This is a genomic window from Streptomyces sp. CNZ301 (assembly GCF_004217425.1).
In genome coordinates this window covers 2,769,623-2,790,224 of record NZ_SHLG01000001.1, presented here as the reverse complement: position 1 = coordinate 2,790,224, position 20,602 = coordinate 2,769,623, and the positions used below count along the sequence as shown (strand labels likewise).

At 65.0% G+C, this 20,602-nt stretch carries 17 protein-coding genes and 1 pseudogene; 11 read left to right on the top strand and 7 right to left on the bottom strand.

What is annotated here, in order from left to right; translation table 11 throughout:
- Positions 1-26: 26 nt before the first annotated feature.
- From EV375_RS11900 to EV375_RS11875, 6 genes are all read right to left on the bottom strand, one after another.
- A complete protein-coding gene (locus tag EV375_RS11900; protein ID WP_130299419.1) occupies positions 27-851 on the bottom strand; it encodes an SDR family oxidoreductase in 825 nt (274 codons plus the stop codon).
- A gap of 13 nt (positions 852-864) precedes the next feature.
- A complete protein-coding gene (locus EV375_RS11895) occupies positions 865-1,572 on the bottom strand; it encodes an alpha/beta fold hydrolase (protein WP_130299418.1) in 708 nt (235 codons plus the stop codon).
- 83 nt (positions 1,573-1,655) lie between these two features.
- On the bottom strand, positions 1,656-2,426 hold the full coding sequence (locus tag EV375_RS11890; protein ID WP_130299417.1) for an alpha/beta fold hydrolase: 771 nt from the start codon (positions 2,424-2,426) through the stop codon (positions 1,656-1,658).
- A 32-nt stretch (positions 2,427-2,458) separates the two neighbouring features.
- Entirely contained in the window at positions 2,459-3,787 is a 1,329-nt protein-coding gene (locus EV375_RS11885; RefSeq protein WP_165434714.1) for a condensation domain-containing protein, read from the bottom strand.
- 30 nt (positions 3,788-3,817) lie between these two features.
- Positions 3,818-5,005, bottom strand: coding sequence for an MFS transporter (locus EV375_RS11880; protein ID WP_486588431.1), 1,188 nt, complete (start codon positions 5,003-5,005; stop codon positions 3,818-3,820).
- 130 nt (positions 5,006-5,135) lie between these two features.
- The gene (locus tag EV375_RS11875; RefSeq protein ID WP_486588430.1) at positions 5,136-6,914 is read right to left on the bottom strand and encodes a non-ribosomal peptide synthetase; all 1,779 of its coding nucleotides are present in this window, start codon (positions 6,912-6,914) and stop codon (positions 5,136-5,138) included.
- Between the two features lie 468 nt (positions 6,915-7,382).
- On the opposite strand from EV375_RS11875, the gene EV375_RS11870 reads away from it, so the two are divergent.
- From EV375_RS11870 to EV375_RS11820, 11 genes are all read left to right on the top strand, one after another.
- Positions 7,383-7,592 carry an MbtH family NRPS accessory protein gene (locus EV375_RS11870; RefSeq protein ID WP_130299413.1) on the top strand — a complete coding sequence of 70 codons (210 nt, stop codon included), beginning with the start codon at positions 7,383-7,385 and terminating at the stop codon, positions 7,590-7,592.
- Positions 7,593-7,635: 43 nt separating this feature from the next.
- Complete coding sequence (locus EV375_RS11865) at positions 7,636-8,403, top strand: FkbM family methyltransferase (protein WP_130299412.1); 768 nt, start codon at positions 7,636-7,638, stop codon at positions 8,401-8,403.
- A gap of 3 nt (positions 8,404-8,406) precedes the next feature.
- Positions 8,407-9,621 carry a cytochrome P450 gene (locus EV375_RS11860; RefSeq protein WP_130299411.1) on the top strand — a complete coding sequence of 405 codons (1,215 nt, stop codon included), beginning with the start codon at positions 8,407-8,409 and terminating at the stop codon, positions 9,619-9,621.
- Positions 9,618-9,860, top strand: a complete 243-nt coding sequence (locus EV375_RS11855) for a phosphopantetheine-binding protein (RefSeq protein WP_165434712.1) — start codon at positions 9,618-9,620, stop codon at positions 9,858-9,860. The genes EV375_RS11860 and EV375_RS11855 overlap by 4 nt, the downstream gene beginning before the upstream one ends.
- The gene (locus tag EV375_RS11850; RefSeq protein ID WP_130299409.1) at positions 9,857-11,122 is read left to right on the top strand and encodes an ATP-grasp domain-containing protein; all 1,266 of its coding nucleotides are present in this window, start codon (positions 9,857-9,859) and stop codon (positions 11,120-11,122) included. Before EV375_RS11855 ends, EV375_RS11850 begins: the two co-directional genes overlap by 4 nt.
- 28 nt (positions 11,123-11,150) lie before the next feature.
- The gene (locus EV375_RS11845; RefSeq protein ID WP_130299408.1) at positions 11,151-12,365 is read left to right on the top strand and encodes a cytochrome P450; all 1,215 of its coding nucleotides are present in this window, start codon (positions 11,151-11,153) and stop codon (positions 12,363-12,365) included.
- 12 nt (positions 12,366-12,377) lie between these two features.
- A complete protein-coding gene (locus EV375_RS11840) occupies positions 12,378-13,922 on the top strand; it encodes a condensation domain-containing protein (protein WP_165434711.1) in 1,545 nt (514 codons plus the stop codon).
- A gap of 5 nt (positions 13,923-13,927) precedes the next feature.
- Positions 13,928-14,731 carry a hypothetical protein gene (locus EV375_RS11835; protein WP_130299406.1) on the top strand — a complete coding sequence of 268 codons (804 nt, stop codon included), beginning with the start codon at positions 13,928-13,930 and terminating at the stop codon, positions 14,729-14,731.
- Positions 14,728-14,958, top strand: a complete 231-nt coding sequence (locus EV375_RS11830; RefSeq protein ID WP_130299405.1) for an MbtH family protein — start codon at positions 14,728-14,730, stop codon at positions 14,956-14,958. The genes EV375_RS11835 and EV375_RS11830 overlap by 4 nt, the downstream gene beginning before the upstream one ends.
- 78 nt (positions 14,959-15,036) lie before the next feature.
- Positions 15,037-16,413: a hypothetical protein gene (locus EV375_RS11825; RefSeq protein WP_130299404.1), complete on the top strand. Its 1,377-nt coding sequence runs from the start codon at positions 15,037-15,039 to the stop codon at positions 16,411-16,413.
- 65 nt (positions 16,414-16,478) lie between these two features.
- Positions 16,479-19,163, top strand: a complete 2,685-nt coding sequence (locus EV375_RS11820) for a non-ribosomal peptide synthetase (RefSeq protein WP_486588429.1) — start codon at positions 16,479-16,481, stop codon at positions 19,161-19,163.
- Positions 19,164-19,804: 641 nt separating this feature from the next.
- On the opposite strand, the pseudogene EV375_RS11815 reads toward EV375_RS11820, so the two are convergent.
- Positions 19,805-20,587 (bottom strand): annotated as a pseudogene (locus EV375_RS11815) (IS1380 family transposase); the annotation flags it as partial.
- Positions 20,588-20,602: the final 15 nt, after the last annotated feature.

Here is a 20,602-nt window from a genome sequence, read left to right as displayed (position 1 = left end):
GCAAAGGTGAGTGGGAGTGGGTGCCGTCAGCGGGCCGTGAAGCCGCCGTCAACCGTGAGAACGGTGCCGGTGACCTGGCGGGATTCGTCACTCGCGAGCCACAGGGCGGCATTGGAGATATCGGCGGGGTCGATCAGGGTGTTCATGGGCTGGTCGCGAACGAAGATCGTTTCATGTTCTGCCACGGACACATCCAGCGACCGTGCGATTTCGGAGAGCATGCGGCCTTCTCGCGCCGGGTCGTCATGCACCGATCCTGGGCAGAGAGCATTCACGCGAACCTGTGCGGGCGCGTAGTCCAGTGCCGCGGCCTTGGTCAGGCCGATGAGTCCGTGCTTGGCCGCGACGTATCCGGCAAAGAGTCGGTACCCGACCAGTCCGGCGGTGGAGGAGACGTTGACAATGCTGCCCGAGCGCTGCCCGGCCATATGGGGAAGTGCCGCCTTCATCATGCGCCAGGCGCCAGAAAGATCGACGTCGATCATGAGCGACCACTCTGGCTCGGTGATGTCCTCAATGAGCTTTCCCGAAGGCGCTGCGATGCCCGCGTTATTGATAAGGACATCCAAGCGCCCGAAGCGTTCCAGAGCGGCAGAGACACCGGCCTGACAGTCGTCCTCGCTGCGTACATCGGCCGTAACGACGACAGCGCAGGCACCGGCCCGTTCACATTCCTGGGCCGTGAACTCCAGTTGAGCCTGCGAACCGAGAGCGTACGGGACACCGTCGATGTCCTGTCCGAGGTCGAGGAGCACCAGATCGACTCCCTCCGCGGCGAATCTGAGGGCGCAGTCGCGTCCCAGGCCGCGTGCTGCGCCGGTGATCAGAGCCGTCTTGCCTTTGAGTCTCATGGTGTCGTCCCCCTCAGAGCCGTGTGCCGGACAGGACTCGCAGCAGCGGATCAGGGCTTTCGGCCAGGTACATGTGGCTGCCAGGGAGTTCCTGGTAGGCGAAGGTGCCTTGGGTCCAGTCCTCCCATTCACGCGCCTGCCGAGTGGACACCAGGAGGTCGTCGGCGCCGCGCAGCGCGGTGATCGGCGCGGACAGCGGTGCGCCGTCGGCCGGCTGATAGTTCTCGTGCATGGCGACGTCGGCGCGCAGAACGGGCAGGAGGATTTCGCGCAGTTCCGGCACATCGAACGCCTCGTGGCGGTACCCGGCGAACTCGTGGACACGGGCGAGGAATTCCTCGTCGTCGAGACCGGTGGCCCGCTCGGCGCGGACACCCCGCGGCCCGGGGGACCCGCTCACGTAGAGGTGGCTCAGGCGGCCGGGGTGTGATCGTTCGATGGCCCGGGCCATCTCGTACGCGACTACTGCGCCCAGGCTGTGCCCGAACAGGACGAGGGGCGCGTCGGGATCGGCTTCGTCGAGTACGTCAGGGACGAGGGCTGCCCCGGCCGACCGGACGTCGTCGAAGGGCTCTTTTTCGAACAGCTCCTCCCGCCCGGGAAACTGAACGGCCAGGACGCGGCCCGGGCCGCCGAAAGGAGCTGGTGGCCAGGCGCGGTAGAACGACGCTCCGCTGCCGGCGAAGGGGAGACAAACGAGGGTGAAAGGCTGGTTCGTCATGTTCCTGGAGTTGTTGTGGAGCGACCCTAACGGTCAGCTCGGGCGGACGGGTATCAGCTGTGGGGCTGAGTGCGCACGACCACTCACAGCGCGATCTGCTGCCGGATCCGGGCGGTTACCGGCGTCATGTGATCGTTGACGTAGAAGTGGCCGCCTTCGAGAAGGTGCACCTCGCCGGGGCCCGTCGTCAGTTCCGGCCAACGCGCGACATCCTCTGGGACGACGGCGGCATCGGCGGTGCCGCCGAAGGCCACGACGGGACAGTCCAATGTGCGGTGCTGTTCCCCGTAACGGTACGACAACGTGATCTGGCGGTCGGAGCGCAACGTTTCGAGGACCAGTTCCATTAGTTCGGGGTGTTCGAAGGCTGCCGGGTCCATTCCGCCGCGGTCCACCAGGGCCTCGATGAGCTCCGCGTCGGTCGGTTCGCTGTCCGGGGCGAGTACGTCACGCCGGATGTGTGAGGCAGGGGCGGCCGAGGGGAAGAAGGCCCTGACCGGCCGTCCCATGCGCGCCAGGCGCCAGCACACCTCGAAGCCGAGCATGGCGCCGAGACTGTGGCCGAAGACGTGGAGCTCCTCCTCCGCTGCGAGGGCTTCGGCTACCGGGTCGGCAAGATCGGTCATCGAGAGGGCGGCGCGCTCCGCGAAGCGGGGGCCGCGACCGGGATACTGTACGGCGATGACCCGCACATCGTCGGGGAACCACTGGGCCCACTTGGCGTATCCCTGGGCCAGCCCGCCGGCGTGCGGCAGGATGGCCAGTGTTGCGCGCGGTGCAGCTGCGGACGGCCGTGGTTCCCACAGCCACTTGCTGAGGTCCTGAACAAGGCCATCGGCGTTCGCCGTACTCATGAAAATCCCTTCTTCTCGCGAGATGCGCTGCGTTACTCCCTGCCAGCGGGAAACATCAGAGAATCCGGCTCATACGCGAACAGGACTGGCATCGCCACCAGCTCTTCGGCCAGCACCCGCAGCGCAGCCTCACTCACCCGCTCGGGGTCAAAGTAGAAACGTCCCTTGAAGCAGCCTTCGGACAGCTCGACCATCAAAGTGAGGTCGAACCGGGCCGGTGGGACGAAGAGCCAGGGGTCCGCGCTCACCACAGCCCCGTGCACCGAACCCGGGTCCTGCGGCGTTTCCTCCACCGAGAACGCCACGTTGCACAGAGCCGGGGCGGCAGACCCACTTCGGGCCGGAGCCACGGAGCGGACCACGTGCTGGAATGGGATGTCCTTGTGGAGCAAGGCCTGCACCGCTACATCGCTGACCTGCTCTACGAACTGTCCGGCGGTAACGGCAGGTGCCGCGTCGATACGGACCAGCAACGTGTTGTCGAAGGGACCGATGACGGGCTCGAACTCCTCTGCAGGGCGTTCGGTGACCGGCGTGCCGATGATCAGGTCCCGAGCACCGGTGTGGCGTGCCAGCGACGCGGCGAACGAGGCCAGCAGCACCATGAACGGGGTAGCCCCCAAGTCGGCGCCGGCCTGCGCGGTTGCGTGCGCGGCCTCGGGCGGAAAACCGAACTCGATCACCCCCCGGGAGGGTTCACCAGGACAGGTTGGACGTGGGTCCGGTGCGGCGATGTTCAGCGGTGCGGGCGGATCGAGTAGCTGCTGTGTCCAGTAGTCCAGCTGCTCAGCCGCGTCGGCACCATCAAGCCAGTCACGTTGCAGGCGGGCGAAGTCGCCGTAATCGGCGGACAACTCAGGTAGAGCCGGGTCTTTCCCGGAGGCGTAGGCATCATAGAGGTGCCAGAGCTCCCGGGTCAGGATAGGGCCGGACAGTCCGTCGAAAGCGCCGTGATGGACGATGACCAGCACAATATGGACTGCCCCCGGCAGATTCACGACCTGCAGGCGCAGCAAGGGCCCCGTGCTTAGATCGAACGATCGTGATGCCGCCTCGTACAGAAGCCTGTCCAGGGCACGGCCTCGGCCGTCTGCTTCGGCTCGTTCCACGTCGACCCGGATGTCGTCTGGCGGTGTCAGTCTCCCCGAGGGCATGCCTATGGTGTCGTCGAAGCGAGTGCGCAGGGCGCCGTGGCGCCTCGTCACCGACTGTGCTGCCCGGTGCAGAGCGGCATCGTCGAGCGCCCCGGTGAGCCGGAAGCACAAGGCGACGTTGTAGCTGCCCTCCGGCGCCAGCTGGTCCACGATCCAAAGTCGTTCCTGCGTTGCAGACAAAGCAACTGGATCTGCGGTGTCAGGCATGTGTCTCTCCAAGGTGCGGTGCAGCATGGCTCAGGACGGGGCCGAATCCAGCCCCGTGCGGTTGTTGCGAAGCGGGCCCGAGGCCAGTCCCAGCAGCCCGACAGCGACGATCACAGCAGCGCAGACGGCGAGGGCGGTTACCGCACTGCTGAATCCGGCGAGGTTGCCCAGCACGTTGTTCATGAGCAGAAGGGCGAGGCTCTGGACGAGAACGAGCACCGCCTGGATGCGCGACAGGTGACTGTCAGGTGTCACCGCGAGGACCAAGGGCATGATGTGTGCGGCGAAGAGGCCGTTGCCGATACCGACACCGAAGCTGGCCACGAGCACAGCTCCGGCACCGGGTGTGAGCGCAATGCCCAGGACACCGGCACCGGCCACGATGAGACCGCATGCGGCTAGGAGCCCGGGTCGGCCCAGGGCTCCGCGGCGCAGGACCAAGAGCGTGACGGCGACCATACCGACCCCTTGCGCTCCGACCGCCAAGCCGGCGGCACTCGCGTCCCAGTGCTGCTCTCGCGCCAGGAGCGGGAGCAGCAGGGGAAGGACGGGCAACAGAAAGCCCGCTGCAGCACCAGTCATCAGCAGCCCAGGACGCAGGACCGGATGGGCGAAGGCGACGCTCACACCGTCCCAGGCGTCTTTTACCAGATGGCCGCTCCTCGGCGCCGGGGGTGGCTCGTGCCCAGGCCGGATTACGATCAGTACCGCCAGAACGAGCGCGAAGGTGACGGCGTTCACCAGGGCAACCCCCGCCAGCCCGGCCAGGCCTACCAGTACGCCACCCAGCGGCCCACCTCCCATATTGACGACCTGACCGCCTACCTGGCGCAAGGAGAGCGCACGAGGCAGCTGCTCCTTGCCCACCAGGCGGCGGGGCATAGAGCCGGAGGCAGGAAGGTAGAACGCGTCGGCAACGCCGACCACAATGCCGGCCACGATGAGCACGGCGGGCGAGGCCCCGAGGTGATATGCGACTGCAGCCAGGATGAGGGAGAAGGCCAGCATCGCCGCATCACCTACGATCAGGACGCGACGCGCGCTGAACCGGTCGCTGACGGCACCGCCGATGAGGAGCAGCAGCACCCTTGGCAGGGTGATGGCGCTCAGGGCAAGTCCCGCGACCGCACCGCCACTCGCGCTCGCTGCCCAGCCGATCGCGAAGTAGAAGACCGCGTCCCCGGTGAGCGACGCCAGAATGCCGGCCAGCCACAGCAAGTAGGAACCCGGCAGCCGCGCCGCGCCCCTGGTGCCTGCAGCCGACACGGTCGGCGAAGAGCCGGAGGGGCTCGTGTGGCGAGTTGAGATGACAGGCTCCTAGGCTGAGGTCGGGGTGTCGGGCCGGGGCTCAGGCGTCGGCCGATTGGGTGGCGACCAGTTCGTCGAGCTTGGCTGCCAGCGCTTTGACGGTGCGGGAGGCGAACAGTTGGCGCATCGTCAGGCGCACGCCGAGGCGGTCGCGGAGCAAGGCGACGACGCGCGTGGCGATCAGTGAATGGCCACCGAGTTCAAAGAAGTCCGCGTCAGCGCTGTTGATCGGCGCCTCAAGCACGGCGGCCCAGACCTCGGCAACGAGTTCCTGTGTCGGCGTATTGAGACCAGCCGCCGGCATCGTCTGGTCGGCCTCCTGGACCAGCCGCGCCAGCTGGGTCAGATCCGCCTTGCCTGCGATGGTCTGTGGTATATGGTCCAGACGCAGGATCTTGGACGGAACCAGATGTCCGGGCAGTTCTGCCTGAAGTGCATCCCGTACCCCGTCGGGCTCAAGTACCCCATCGGCCTCGGGGACCACAGCCAAGGCAAGTATGGAGTCACTGGCTACAGACGCGGCGAAAGCCACGGCGGCCCGCACGTCGGGCAATGCCCGCGCGGCACTCTCAACCTCGCCGGGCTCCACGCGAAAACCCCGGATCTTGAGCTGGCCATCGACCCGCCCGATGTATTCGAGTGCTCCGTCGGGACGGCTGCGCACGAGGTCGCCGGTGCGATACATCCGCTCGCCATCTCCCGACGGGTCGGGCGGGAACCGCGCGGCTGTGAGGCCAGGCCGATTCAGATAGCCGCGGCCGACACCAGCACCGGAGATACACAGTTCACCGACGTCCCCAGGCGCGACCGGACGCAGCCGTTCGTCCAGGACCTGAATGCGGTAGTTGGGCAGAGGGCGGCCGATGGTCGACGGGTCGTCTCCAGCGTCCGTATCCGCCCATGTCGCGCAGATGGTCGTCTCTGTCGGTCCGTAGGCGTTGATGAACCGCCGTCCGCTCGCCCAGCGGGACGCGAGGTCGGGCGCGCATGCCTCACCCGCAGAGACCAGGGTCTGGAGGCCCGCCTCCGGTGCTGGTGGTTCGTTGACGGCGAGAAGAGAGGGGGTGGCCGTCATGAAGGCCACCTCGCCACGAAGCAGCGAGCTGCCCTCGTCCCGCGGGTCCGAGAGCACAACGCCCCGCCCGTTCACCAGAGGGATGAGCGTGGACCAGAGCCAGCCGTCGAAGGAGGGGGCCAGTACATTGCCGCCCTCGAGGCCTTTGCCCGGCGCCAGGGTGTCGACGGCGGCGAGTAGGTTGGTGATGTTTCCGTAGGTGATACCGACACCCTTGGGAGCGCCCGTTGTGCCCGAGGTGTAGACGATGTACGCCATGGAATGCGGGGACAGTGGGCCGGGCAGAACGGCTGACGGCGATGCGCTGGCGACTGCCGGGTCGATGTGTGTGACCTGGCCGGCCGCGAATGCAGCCTTATCGCGGGACACGACCGCTGCGACGCCGGAGTCCTGGACCAGGGTAGACAACCGGGCGTCCGGATGATCCGGGTCGAGCGCTACGAATACGGCGCCTGTCCGCCAAGTGCCGATAAGCGTGGCTACCAGATCGCGGGACCGGTCGAGATGCGCCCCCACGGCCGTCTCCGGGCCCACGCCCAGGCGCAGCAGTTCGGCGGCGATCGCGTCCGCCCGCTCGTTCAACTCCCCGAACGTGTAGGTGCCGTCATACGCGCGCACAGCCGCGGTTCCAGGAGTCCTGCAAGCGTGCACGGCAACTGCTGCTGCGGGATTGAAGGGAGCTCCGGCTGTTGTTCCTTCGTCGTCCCACGCTGCGATATCCACGACATCCTGTCGTGCAGTCATTGCCTGAAACCCACTTCCGTCACTGAGTAAAGGGAACCTCTTCATGAGCGCTCAACTGAGCGCCTCCCGTGCGTGAGGGGTATATGGAATTTCCCCGTCCGCTCAACTGTGCACCTCCCGCGCATGAGAGACGTATGGAATTTCCCCCTCCGCTTGACCGTGGACCGCGCAAGGCGCGTAGTTGAATGGCCTGGCCGGTTTGTTTCGGTAACCGCCATGACGGTGTGAGCACCGGATGGATTCATCGGTATATCATCATCACCGTACAAGAACAAGGGTTGATTATCTGGTGCCGCGCTCGTACTGTTTGGTCGATGCATTGGGTCAGGCATGCGCCACTCTTGTACACCGTGAAAGTGATTGCAGCGCATTCTCGTCGAGCTCGATCTTGCGAGAGTGGCCCGCCGGCAGCACCTGGAGACCAGTCTGGTATCCGCATGTTTCTCCCCTCAGCCATTGGAGCGACTCATGGCCGACGCCACCACTCTCACCTGGTCCGTTCTCGTCAACTCGGAGCAACAGTACGGGCTGCACCCCGCTGACCTGCCGATTCCCATGGGATGGCAGGACGCTGGGTGCACCGGAACAGAAGAGGAATGCATGCGTCACGTGGAGGCCGTCTGGACGGACATGAGACCACTGAGTCTTCGAGAAGCACTCAGCTCTTCCGCGACCTAAGGGGTTCGCTAGTCCAGGGTATTTCCCTAGAAGGGGCGTGGTAATGCAAGCGATGAAACTCCCCAATGGGCTGACGGTGAGCCATGTCAATGCAGGGGAGACCGCCCTGCTATACCGAGACATATTTGTCGAACGCTGCTATATGCAGCACGCAATATCACTCAGCCCCGGGGATACGGTACTCGATGTCGGTGCAAATATCGGCATGGCCTCGTTGTTTCTGCATCGGGAATGCCAGGGGCTGACGTTTCATGCCTTCGAGCCGGCGCCCATTCCGTATGCGGCGCTGCAGGGGAACTTTTCCCTGCACGGCATTCAGGGGCATACGACACCCTGCGCGCTCTCCGATCATTCGGGTGCCGCCACCTTGACCTACTATCCGGATTCGACTTCGATGTCGGGCTTCCATGCCGATCCGGAGGCTGAGTCGGCCCTGATGCGCACGTTCCTGATGCGCAGCGGGCTCGACGAAGAGGACGCCGACGACATGGTCAGCGGCCGGCACACGACGCAGGCCGTCGAATGTCCGGTGCGGACCCTGTCGGAGGTGATCGCCGAGCGCGGCATTACTACGGTCGATCTCCTGAAGATCGACGTCGAGAAGAGCGAACTGGAGGTGCTACGCGGCCTGGCGGACGAGGACTGGCCGAAGGTTCGACAAGTTGTCGCCGAAGTCCACGACATCGACGGTGCGCTCGAAGGGTTCACCTCACTGTTGCAGAAGCACGGGTTCGCGGTCGCTCTCGAGCAGGATGCGCTGTTGCGCGGAACCGAAATCTACGAGGCCTTTGCTGTTCGGAAGGGAGCGTGAGCTGTGTCCGACATCATCGACGTCGCGGACCCCGGCCTTTACGAGTCCGGCGATCCGATCGCCGTTTGGGCACAACTACGTGCCACGACACCTGTCGTCTGGACCGAGCACGCACCCGGCCCCGGATTCTGGTCTGTCATGTCGTACCAGCCAGCCCTCCAGGTCTACCGCAACTCCAGTGCTTTCACCTCCGAGCTGGGCATGCGGGTCGACTCCGACCCAGCCGCGGTTAAGGCGGCGGCTGGCAAGATGCTGATTGTCAGCGACCCGCCCGTCCACCCTCACCTGCGCAAGCTGATGAACTCGGCATTCGTACCCCGGGTGGTGGCTTCGCTCGAGGAATCCATGCGCCGGGTGATCGAGCCGCTGGTCGAGCAGGCGCTGGAGAAAGACAGCGTCGACTTCGTCGAGGAGATCGCCGCAGTCCTGCCCGCGGCGATCATCTGCGACATCATGAACGTGCCGCAGGCGGAACGCTCGACGATGATCGAGCTGACCAGCCAGGCCTTCGGTGCATCCGTAGGAACCTCCAGCGGGTGCCCTATGGACCAGCTGCGGAAAACCGAAGCCCACGCGGAGATCTTCCTCTATTACACGGATCTCGTGGAAGAGCGCCGACGCAACCCCGGGGACGATGTGGTCAGCGCACTGATCCGGGGCGACCTGGGCGGACGCAAGCTCACCAACGAAGAAGTCATGCTCAATTGTGACGGACTCGTCACCGGTGCGAACGAGACGACCCGTCATGGCTCGTCCGCCGGGCTGATCGCGCTCATCGAGAACCCAGAGGAGTGGCAGCGTCTGAAGGCGGGCGAGGTCGACATCGAGTCCGCAGTCGACGAGGTGCTCCGCTACACCAGTCCCGCCCTGCACGTCATGCGCGTCGCCATGCAGGACGTGGAGGTCGGCGGGCAGCACGTTCGTGCCGGCGAAGCCGTGGTGCTGTGGAACGCCTCGGCAAACCGGGACGAGAGCGTCTTCCCAGACCCGGACCGATTCGACCTCGGACGTACACCCAACCGGCACCTTACGTTCGGGATAGGGCCGCATTTCTGCCTGGGAGCGCCTCTGGCACGGGTCGAGCTGAAGGTGCTGCTGCAGGTGTTGGCGGAACGGGCGGGGCATATGGAGATCACCGGCCCGGTGGAGCGTATGAGGTCCAATTTCATGTGGGGTATCGACCGCTTGCCGGTTGCCCTCTCGAGGGAGACACGTTGACCGACGAAATCGTCAACCACACCCGGGAACACGCAGCTACCGCATGGGCGGAGATCCTGAACGGAGCCGTCCCGGCGGAGACTGACAACTTCTTCCAGACTGGCGGCACCAGCCTGAAGGCGCTGCGCCTCTGCGCACGCCTCAGCAGCCGCCTCGGCCGCAAGGTGCCGGTGAAGCTGCTGCTCAAGAACAGCACCTTCGGTGGATTCGTGAGCGCTCTGGAGACCGCGGACGCATGAAGAAGCTGATCGTCGTCTACGACAAGGGCGCGGTAGACCCGCTCGAGGCTTACGCCGGGCTGTCCGCCATCGCGCAGCCTGTGTTCGCTGTGGCCCCGTCGGAACATGGTGAGCGAGCCCTCAACGTGGTGGAGAGGCTGGGCGAGTCGGTGGTTCTCGGGTCCTCGGGGAGCCGGTCCGCTGATCGCTTGCGGAGGTTCACACCCGCGGGCATCGTGACGTTCAGCGAGGACATGGTGGAACCCACCGCCGAGCTCGCGAGGCATTTGGGTCTCTCCTACCATCAGGAACCGACCTTGGGGTGCCTCAAGGACAAGCATCTGCAGCGGCTGTGCCTGCGCGAACGCGGTGTGGACGCGACCGCGACCCGTCGCATTAAGACCCGCGCTGACGTCGCCGCGGCGATGGCGGAATTCGACGCGCCAGTCATCCTGAAGCCCGCCCGAGGTGGGGCCAGTCGGGATACGCATGTGATCACTCACCCGGACCGAGGGGCGCAGCTCGTCGACGCGCTCCTCGATAGGTATCTCCCGGCAGGGCTGGTCATCGAAGAGCTGCTGGTCGGTCGTCGGATGCCAGCCGGGGTCGGGGACTACATCTCGATCGAGAGTGCCGTCGTGGACGGGCGCATCAACCATCTGGCGGTGACCGGCAAGTTCGCCCTCGCGGCGCCGTTCCGAGAGGTCGGACAGTTCTGGCCCGCCTTGCTGGACGAGGACATCCGGCGCGCGTCATTGAACCTCGCGACCGCTGGCCTTACCGCGTTGGACGTGCGTCGGGGCGTGACGCAGACCGAGATCAAATTGACACCTGACGGACCTCGCATCATCGAGATCAACGGTCGACTCGGCGGCCACATCCACGAGCTCGCGCGACGCACCGGCGTCCCATCGCCGATCGAGATCGCGGGGACCATCGCGCTCGGAGTGGATCCGGCGCCGTCGATGTTCAGTCCCCCTCCCGGGGTGTTTTGGCAATACAACACGCCGGCCCCGAGGCGGCCAGCCCGGTTGATGGCGAACCCACATGCGGCCACGGTCACCGCTCTCGAGGGCGTCTCGCAATACACGCCCTACTACCAGAAGGGCGATCCACTGGACCTGGACGTCATGACCAATCCGCTTGATGTCATCTCTGGGTACTCGAAGACCCACGAAGAGATGCTGAATCAGGTCGACAGACTCCTCGACCACGTCGTCTATCGACTTGATATGGACGGCACCGAATCCGCCGTGGCAGCGCGGGAATTGGTTGAAATATGAATAGCCACGCAGATATGGCGGGAGCGACATGACGTTCACCACGCCCGTAGAGCCGACAGCGGACCTCGCCGATCCGGGATTCCACGCGGGTACAGCCGCGCGCGACCACCTTCGGCAGCTCCGGCGGCATGACCCGGTGGCGTGGCAGCCTGCCCGCGATGGCGTTGCGGGATTCTGGAACGTGACCAGATACACCGACGTCGTGCAGGTGTGCAGATCGGCCGATGTGTTCGCGTCCGGCCGGGGAAACGTACTGAACACCCTCCTCGCGGGTGGTGATACGGCGGCCCAGCAGATGCTCGCGGTCTCGGACGGTCCGCGCCATGCCGCGATTCGCAAGCTGCTATGGAGGGCCCTCACACCCGATGCCCTGAGTCAGACGGCCGACCGCGTCCGGGCCAACACCCGCGACCTGATCCGTCGCGCGGTCGCCGACGGGTCGTGCGAGTTCGCGCATGACGTGGCGGCCCATATCCCGCTCATGGCCATCTGTGATCTGTTCGGCATTCCAGCATCGGACCGGGCGTTCATCCTGCGCCACGCGAGTTCGGCCCTCAGCTCGGATACCGAGGAGCACACGGCCGAGGAAACCATGCGTTCCAAGAGCGAAATCCTGCTCTACTTCACCCGCTTCGTCGCCGACTGCTCTCGTCAGCCGTCGTCCTCAAGGTCTCCGTTGATGGATGTGCTTATCGACGGGACCATCGACGGCCAGAATCTGCGGCATGAGGAGATCATCTACAACTGCTACAGCCTGATCCTCGGCGGAGATGAGACGACGCGACTCGCCATGATCAGCGGGGTTCTGGAGCTCGTCCGTCGTCCCGATCAATGGACGCTGCTGAGGTCAGGGACGCCCATCGACGCAGCGGTCAACGAAGTGCTCCGGTGGAGCACACCGGTCATGCACGTGGGACGCACGGCCAGCGCGTCGGCGACGCTGGGCGCGCGTGAGATAGCCGAGGGCGACCTCATCATCGCCTGGCTGTCATCGGCCAATTTCGATGAGGCCGAGTTCAGCGATCCCGCGAGCTTCGACGTGACGCGGGCGCCCAACCGCCACGTGACGTTGTCCCATGGTCCGCACTTCTGTATCGGTGCCTATCTGGCGAAGATCGAGGTGGCGGCCCTGCTGCGGACGATGCGAGAGGAAGTGCGCGAGCTGGAACTGGCCAGCGAACCGCTCCCCATTTACTCGAACCTGCTGAGTGGGTATTCGAAGCTCCCCCTGCGGATGCAGTGACGAAGGATGGATATGAACCCTGAATCCAATGGCACCCTCGACCTCAGCCTGACGGACATTCAGCGAGTCCTGTCTCAGGTATGGGCCGACGTCCTCGAGACAAAGTCGATCGGGCTCGACGACAACTTTTTCGCTCTGGGCGGTAACTCCATGCTCGCGGTTCGAGCCATCGTCGACGCCGAGTCGCGCGGGATCGTGACCACCCTCGTCGACATGCTCAGAAGCCCGACGATCAGAGAACTCAGCCAGGTCGTGTCAACAGTCGAAGATGCGCCCGACGGAGGTTCGGCCTCCTCCGCACCGGCCATTGCGGCCGAGCCGGCGGCGGAGGAACCGCAGATAGGTCCGGCCAGCCTCTTGCAGCAGGGCCTCCTCTTCGAGTCCGAACTGCGACCGGGTGCGGTGTACCTGGACGTGGTATCCCATCACGTCCGGCTTCCGTTCGATGAGACAGCTCTGCGCTCCGCGCTCGACATCATCACGGCCCGGCACGAAACCTTGCGGACCGGATTCAATCTGACCGACTACGACGAGGTGGTGCGCGTAACGGAGGCGTCGACGACGATCCCCGTCCACGTGCACGATGTACGGACCAGCCAGCACGAAGTCGATCTCACCGACGACGTCGCGTGCGCCGGCCAGGAATTCGCGTTAACCACGGCGCCGCTTCTCCGAGTCTGCGTCTCAGTGCCGGATGACAGCTCGTTCTGGCTCACCTACGGATTCCACCACGCCATCATGGATGGCTGGAGCGAGACGGTGTTCGCCTCGGAGCTCATGTCCGGCTATGCGTCGATACTGCGAGGAGCGGTCCCGGCTCTGCCGCCCGCCGTGGCCGGCATGGATGAGCTGGTCCGACTCGAGCGGGAGGCCCTGAACTCACGCGATGCTCAAGAGTTCTGGTCGGCCTATGCCGAGTCCCTGCCCCAAGCACGCTCGCGGCCTATCGGCGGCGAAACGGTGCGTACTCGCGCTGACGTTGACCCCAAGGTTGTGACCGATCTCGTGCGCGCCGCGGCGCATACGGGACTTCCCATCAAGAGCTTCACACTGGCTGCCCACCTCGTGGCGTGGGGCGAGTTCCGTGCCGTGGAAGCCCCGTCGACAGGGGTGGTCATCAACGGACGCCCCCCCGTACTCGGGGCGGAGCGGATGGTGGGACTCTTCCTGAACCTGCTTCCGCTGAACTGTCGTGTAGACGCCACGGGCGCGGAACTGGTCCGGCGGGTCTTCGAGGCCGAACGCCAGATCGCCACCTTCGGGAACTTTCCGTACCTGAAGATTAGAGAAATGGCCGGGCATGCACTTTTCGACGGCGCCTTCAATTATGTCGAGTTTGAGAAGCGCCCGGAGGCCTGGATCGATGAATCACACATCGTGGACGCAACGAGTTTGCCCTTCCTGATCGAAGTCGCTCACGAGCCGAGCCGCGGTGCGATGCGAGTGGAAGGATCGGCCAGCGCTCAACTGTGGACGAACGAAGACCTCGAGGCGATGACGAGCGCTTACACCACGGCGTTGACCCGGCTCGCCAGTGACGCCAAAGGCTCTCGGTGACGTCGATGTACGACGATCAGCAACGCACGGTCACAGGTCGCCGGACCATTCTGGTCGTCGACTACGTGGGCTTGAGGTCCGAGCCACCTTTGACGGCGCTTCGCTTGGAGGACCACGGGTTCCGGATGGTCGAGATCCTGCGACCGCCTTATGTCCGCGCCTTCGACGCCGCAGGCTACGCCTCCGCGCTAATCGAACCGCACACAGACGTGGGTTCTGAGGTGGCAGCGGTCGTGACCTACTGCATGGCCGGCTCAATCGCGCAGGAGGTGGCGGCAAGGCTTTCGTCACCCCACTACGACGTGCCCCTCGTGGTCCTGGACGGTGAGCCGTCGACGGGCGAGGCGATCCGAGAGCAATGGGGGATAGCCCTGCGACGTATCGCCCAGATGGTGGGCGCCGACGTCGTCGACGGTGTGACACGTGGACTCTCCAATGACGAACTGCTCGCCCGGCCCGGCGAGATCGCCCGGGAGATCCACGACTCGATGACGTCGATCGGTGCGCAACAGCAGCCCGATATTGAGGGCCTCAGCATAGCCAAGGATGTTGAGATCTTCGCTGACTGGTTCTCTGACTGGCTGATCTATTTGATTGCCGCTCATAATGCAAAGTGGCCGCATTGGGGCGGGGATGTACTCCAATTGGTTTCGGAATCGCATTCGGAGGCGGATTGGGTGGGAAATCGCTCGGAGGAAGTCGTCAAGATCTCGACAGACCGAGAAGGCTTGGTGCTCGATCTCGGTGCGAAAGCGGCCGTTCTATCGTTCTTGGCGGAGAGGATCAGCGATGGCAGGGGTAGACGATGAGCAACAATCCGTTCGAAGACGACGAGGCGAAATTCCTTGTTCTAGTCAACAGCGAAGGGCAATACTCGCTATGGCCGGCCTTCGCCGATAGGCCGGCGGGATGGAAGCGTGTCTTCGGGTCGGACGGGAGGGAACCGTGCCTAGCGTTCATAGAACGTGAGTGGACTGACATGAGGCCATGGTCGCTGCGCGATTTCATGGATGAGACTCCGGTGCGCGGGGCGTGACGTGCCGTCAGACAGTTCTAAACGCTGCAAAGCGCGGTCTTCGCGTGCGTTGCAGTTCGTCGTGTAGGAGGATTTCAGATGCCGGATGACCGGATGCAGTCGGACAAGATTAAGAATGACCGCGGCGTCATAGCGGAGAACTATCACGAGTTGCAGAGCCTCGGCGCCATCGAGGCGGCTCGTGCGAGCATGACGGTTCCGGGCGCCACACCCGAGGCGTTGCTCATCGGGATCTATCAATCGTCGGAGATCGCCATGTACAACTTGGCCGATCTTCTTACGCGTGCCGGCGCCGATCTGGCATCGCGTGATGTCGATGCGTGTGTGAGCAAGCTGCTGTGGACCCGGAGCTTCCATCGGCTGCTCGTGCGGTTGAGCAGCGATGCCTTGCGAATCAGCAGCGACTGGCCGGTGACCGCACCGCGGTGGCCGCTCCACGACACGCCTGCGTTCGCCGAGTTCAAGACGGCACTGGAGTCGTTCGACGGCTCTTTGACCGAACTTGTCGACCGGGGAGAGCTGGACGTCAGGACCGCCATCTCCGAGGCATCGTTGACCGACAGCGCATATGCAATTCTCCACTGCGTGCGCATCGTGAATCACGACGCGCGCGTATGGGCCACGAATCTGGCTCGCGCGGTTCATCCCCAGCCCACAGATGCGCTGGAGTTAGCGCTCGCCTCCTCGCATCTGCGTCATGCCGTCCATGAACATCATCTGGCGGGCGACACCTACTTCACGCAGTTCCGCGCATTGCATCAGATTCCCGAGCTCTTGGTCAGGGAGATCAACGATCGGCTCGAGTTGGCGACCAAGGCGCTGCGCGACGGCGATGACGCGCGCGCGATCGGACTGCTCGACGGCGCCGCGTCATTCTATCCAGCGATCGAGGCATCGTTGCCGCCGATCGTGGATAATCTGAGCACGTTCGATTACCACCAGATCCGCGAGAATCTGGGGCTAACAAGTGGCAGCCACTCCGTCGCCATGCGATTCCACCTGTTCACAGACCTGTATGAACAGTTTGCGCAGGAGGTCATGGTCCTGGAGGACGCCGCCCCCGACGGGAGCGGCGTTACCCGGCTGAAGCGTCACGTCGCCGATCTGCGCGTCTTCATATTCTCGTGGCGAGACATGCACCTGCACCTTCCGCGGAACAATCTCGGCGGGACGCAGACGAAGTCCTTGACGGGGGCACCCGACGCGGTCAAGACCGTACGGAAGATGCGGGATAGTGCAGCATCCGCGGATCCGACGCGCTCGAAGACACGCGATTATCCTGCTGCGGTCGAAGGAGCTCTCGATGGCTACCTGGACGGACCGAAGTCCTCAGACCAGCTACTCCTCTCGATCACCGGCGAAGTGACGCAGGGGAACTTCCATGATGTTCAGGAGCGGCTGAACTTCTTTTCCCAAAGGTCGTCCTTTACGCGCCCTCCGCGACGTGAAGCCTGACCACCTGTGGCCTCTCAGTTGGCCGCGCCCGAGGAGTGGTCGCGGCGTGAAGGGTTGGTTCTATCGTGAGCGCCAGTGAGTCACGTGGGCCCGTGCTGTCGGAGCCGGGGTCCGCCGGACACTCCGCGTACTGGGCACAAGAGTTGGCGGACGTGCCTCAGCCCTTGCCCTTGCCGATGGACCGACCGCGACCGTCGCATCGGACTCTCGACGTGGGGGTCGTCGGCGTGGAACTCGCAGCCGATGTTCGGGGCCGAGTCGAGGCCCTGGCGGCTGCGCAGGGCGCATCCTCGGCCGTCGTCCTGCTGTCCGCATGGGCGATGACGCTTCGGCGTCTAACCGGGCAGACGACGGTGACGATTGGCGCATTGAACGTGGGCGGTGCCGAGGCGTTTTCGGGCATGGAGGGCGGATCGGGCGATGACCGCTGGATCCTGCGCGCCGACATGCCCGGCGACATCTCGTTCGGGGAGTTGCTTAGCGCGGTGCACGACCGGGCCCGGGCGGCCCAACAGCACAAGGGTATGGCGCTGGACGACGTGGTTTCGGTTCTGGTCATCGATCCACCGACGGCCCATCACCCGCTGACTCAGGTGGGGTTCGATTGGCACGGCGGGGCCGGCCACGGTCGCGATGACCGTTCGGCAGGACCCGCGCCGGAGCGGATGGGAACCGCGCCGTTCGACGCGCGGATCGTCGTCTCGCCACGTGATGGGGCGAGCCTGCGCATTGACATCGTCTATGCCACGGACGTGTTCGACGCGGACACCGCGCGCCGACTGGTGCGGTGTCTCGTGCGCGCGGCCACGATCGCGTCCGGAGATCCGACCGTGGCCGTGAACTCCGTCGACATCATCGACCCGGCCGAGCGACATCAGTTGCTCGATCTCGTGAATCACACGCGCGCGGAGGTGAACCCCGGCACGATTCCCGAACTCTTCGGACGACGTGTCAAGACGAGTCCGGATGCTCCCGCCATCGTGTTCCGTGACGAGACGATCAGCTATCGCGATCTCGACGCCCGGTCCAACCGACTGGCCCGTCTCTTGATCGATCATGGTGTGCGAACCGAAGTGGTCGTCGCCGTGATGGTGACGCGCTCTCCAGACCTCTGGATAACGGCGCTGGCAGTCGCGAAGGCGGGAGGCGTCTATATGCCCGTGGATCCTGCGTATCCGGCAGAGCGCATCGACTTCATGCTGAAGGATTCCGGCGCGCACGTCATCATTGCTGAATCCGCGACGGTTGCACACGTGGCTGGTCGGTCGACGCCCGTCTTGCGGCAGGACGACCCCGCGCTGATCGCCACGCTCACGCACCGTGAGACGACCGCCGTGACAGACACCGACCGGCTGGCGCCACTAGCGATGGCACATACCGCCTACCTCATCTACACGTCAGGATCGACGGGTACGCCCAAGGGAGTGGCGGTCACTCATCGGGGACTGGCCAGCCTTCTAGCCGCGCAAATCGATCGATTGAGCGTCACGCCAGAGTCCAGAGTGCTGCAGTTCAATTCGCCGAGTTTCGATTCGTCGATATGGGAACTGTGTATGGCGCTGTTCTCCGGGGCCACCTTCGTCGTCGACACGCAGGAACGGATCGAGCCCGGACAGCCGTTGGTCGAGACGATCAATGCGGCCGCGGTCACCCACGTCCTGCTCACGCCTTCCGTGCTCGCGGCGCTGCCGCTCGGGTCGCTACCGAGCGTCTCCTGTCTTATCGTCGCCGGCGAGCCGATCTCGCCGGAGCTGGTAACTACTTGGGCTCCGAATCGGCAGATGGCCAACGCGTACGGTCCGACAGAGACCACGGTAATGCCGTCCATGTGCGCACATCTGGCCACGGACGGCAGCCCGCCGTCTATTGGTCGCCCGATTCAGAACACCTGCGTGTACGTTCTGGACGAGCGAATCCAGCCGGTTCCCGTCGGCGTCGTCGGCGAGTTGTACGTGGCGGGAGCAGGTCTGGCCCGGGGCTATCTGGGGCGTCCTGCCATGACGGCGAGCCGTTTCGTTGCGTGTCCGTTCGGAGCGCCGGGCGAGCGGATGTATCGCACGGGAGACCTGGTCCGCTGGAACGCCGCAGGAGATCTCGAGTTCATCGGTCGCGTGGATACACAGGAGAAGGTCCGCGGATATCGGATCGAGTTGGGCGAGATAGAATCGGCTCTCATGCAGCATCCCGCGGTACTCCACGCCGTGGTCGTGGTGCGCGATGTCGCTGGGTCGGTGAGTAGCAAGCAGTTGGTCGCGTATGTGGTCGGTGCCGGCCCCACGGTCGAGCCGCATGCGGACGAGACGGCGACCGGTGGCGAACGGCGCGACGCGTGGGGCAGTGAGCTGCGTCAGTTCCTGGGCCAGCGCCTTCCGGAATTCATGGTGCCGCCGCTGTATGTGATGCTCGATCGATTGCCGATGACCCCGAACGGGAAACTCGACCGATCGGCCCTCCCCGAACCTGGATCCCTCGATAACGCCTACCACGCCCCGCGTACCCCCATTGAGCAGATCCTGTGCACGGTGTTCGCGGAAGTCCTCGACCGACCGTTGGTGGGGGTCCACGACGACTTTTTCGCCTTCGGTGGAGATAGCATTATGTCGATCAAGGTGGTGTCCATGGGGCGTGGTCACGGGCTCGACCTTTCCCCTCGCGACATCATGGAGCAACGGACTGCGGCGAAGCTGGCGCTCGTCGTGAGCGACTTTGTGGCTAGCGGCAGCGATAGCGGCGTCGGCCCCTCGGAGTGAGTGGCTGGGGCAGCTGATCAGACACCCCGCCCCCGACGGCCCCTGACTGCTCATCGACGTCGACGACCTCGGCGTCGGTGATCCCGTATTGGTATGTGGCGTGATGTTACGTTTGTTGCCGCTGGAACGTGTGGCACAGGCGTATCGGGGCTGATCCGGGAGTCCTGCCGTGCTGAAGTGTTCCTCGTGAGCGAATCGCCAGCCCTACAAGAGCGACTGTCCGACGGGCGGGCCCCCTGATCGAGCCCGTCATCGCCTCCTGGAAGGCCAGCAACTCGACGGCAACCTCGCCTGCAAGCGCATCACCGTCTGGGGTGCAAAAAAAGGCGGGTGCCCGCGTTCAAGCCGGACACCGACGACATCCATGACTCCGACCCGCAGTGCCCTCGCAAACGCCCGCAAGACCCTCCCCGAACTCGGCTACATCGACGACCCGATGGCCGCCGTCCAGGATGAGGTAGCCCCGCTCGATACGTTAGCCTCGATCTTTCGTGAGGGTCCGCCGAGTTCTTCGGTGGACCGTTTCGGCTGTCCGGGCTGGTGGTGGGTAGGCCGAGAGCCCGAGTGTCGTCTCGGGTGGGCGTCGGGTTCCACTGCTCCGGCCTGGGCTGATGCTCTCGTAGGGACTGGAACGCTGCTGGTCAGCCGGGGTTGGGCAGCAGTTGGAGGCGTCCGATCGCGTCTGTGATGACGTCGGTCCAGGGCCAGTGGCAGGCGAATCTCAAGTGCCGCCTGCGGGCGGTGGTGACGAGGTGGGCGGCGGCGGAGAACAGCCGCAGCCGGAGCCGGCGGGGTTCCCAGAGCCGGGCTTTGCCGGTCAGGGCGAGCATCGGCATCCAGGCCAGCAGCTCGAGTGCGAGCTGGGCGATCTCGAGCCAGATCTGGTTCTGAGCGGTGTCGTGGAGGGGGAGGTTGCGCAGGCCGGTGGCGCGGGCGGCGCGGATGCGGTCCTCGGCGCGGGCCCGTCGGCGGTGCCGCAGCTCCAGATCGGCGATCGGAGTGCTGGTGGTGTTGGTGGCGAAGCAGGTGAGCCGCAGTCCGTCGGCGTCGGTCAGACGCAACTGGGCTCCGGGGTGGGGTCGTTCCTTGCGGACGATCAGCCGTATTCCTTTCGGCCAGCCGCCCAGGCAGTCGCCGGACAGTTCGGCGACCCAGGCGCCGTCGCGGATCTCGCCGCCGGGTTCGACGGCCGGCGTCCACGCGGTGGCCGGGACCTTCAGTACGGCTTGGTGGATGGCATCGGTGATGGTCATGCCGACGGAGTAGGACAGCCACCGGCCGCGCTGGGCGAGCCAGGCTACGAACTCGTGGGTGCCGCCGCCGGAGTCGGTGCGGATCAGCGTCCGCCGACCGAGCCGGTGCTTCTTCGGCAGCTGGGCCAGTGCCAGTCGAGTCGTTTCGATGTGGTCGGTCGCGGTGTTGTCGGGTAGCCCCGGCGC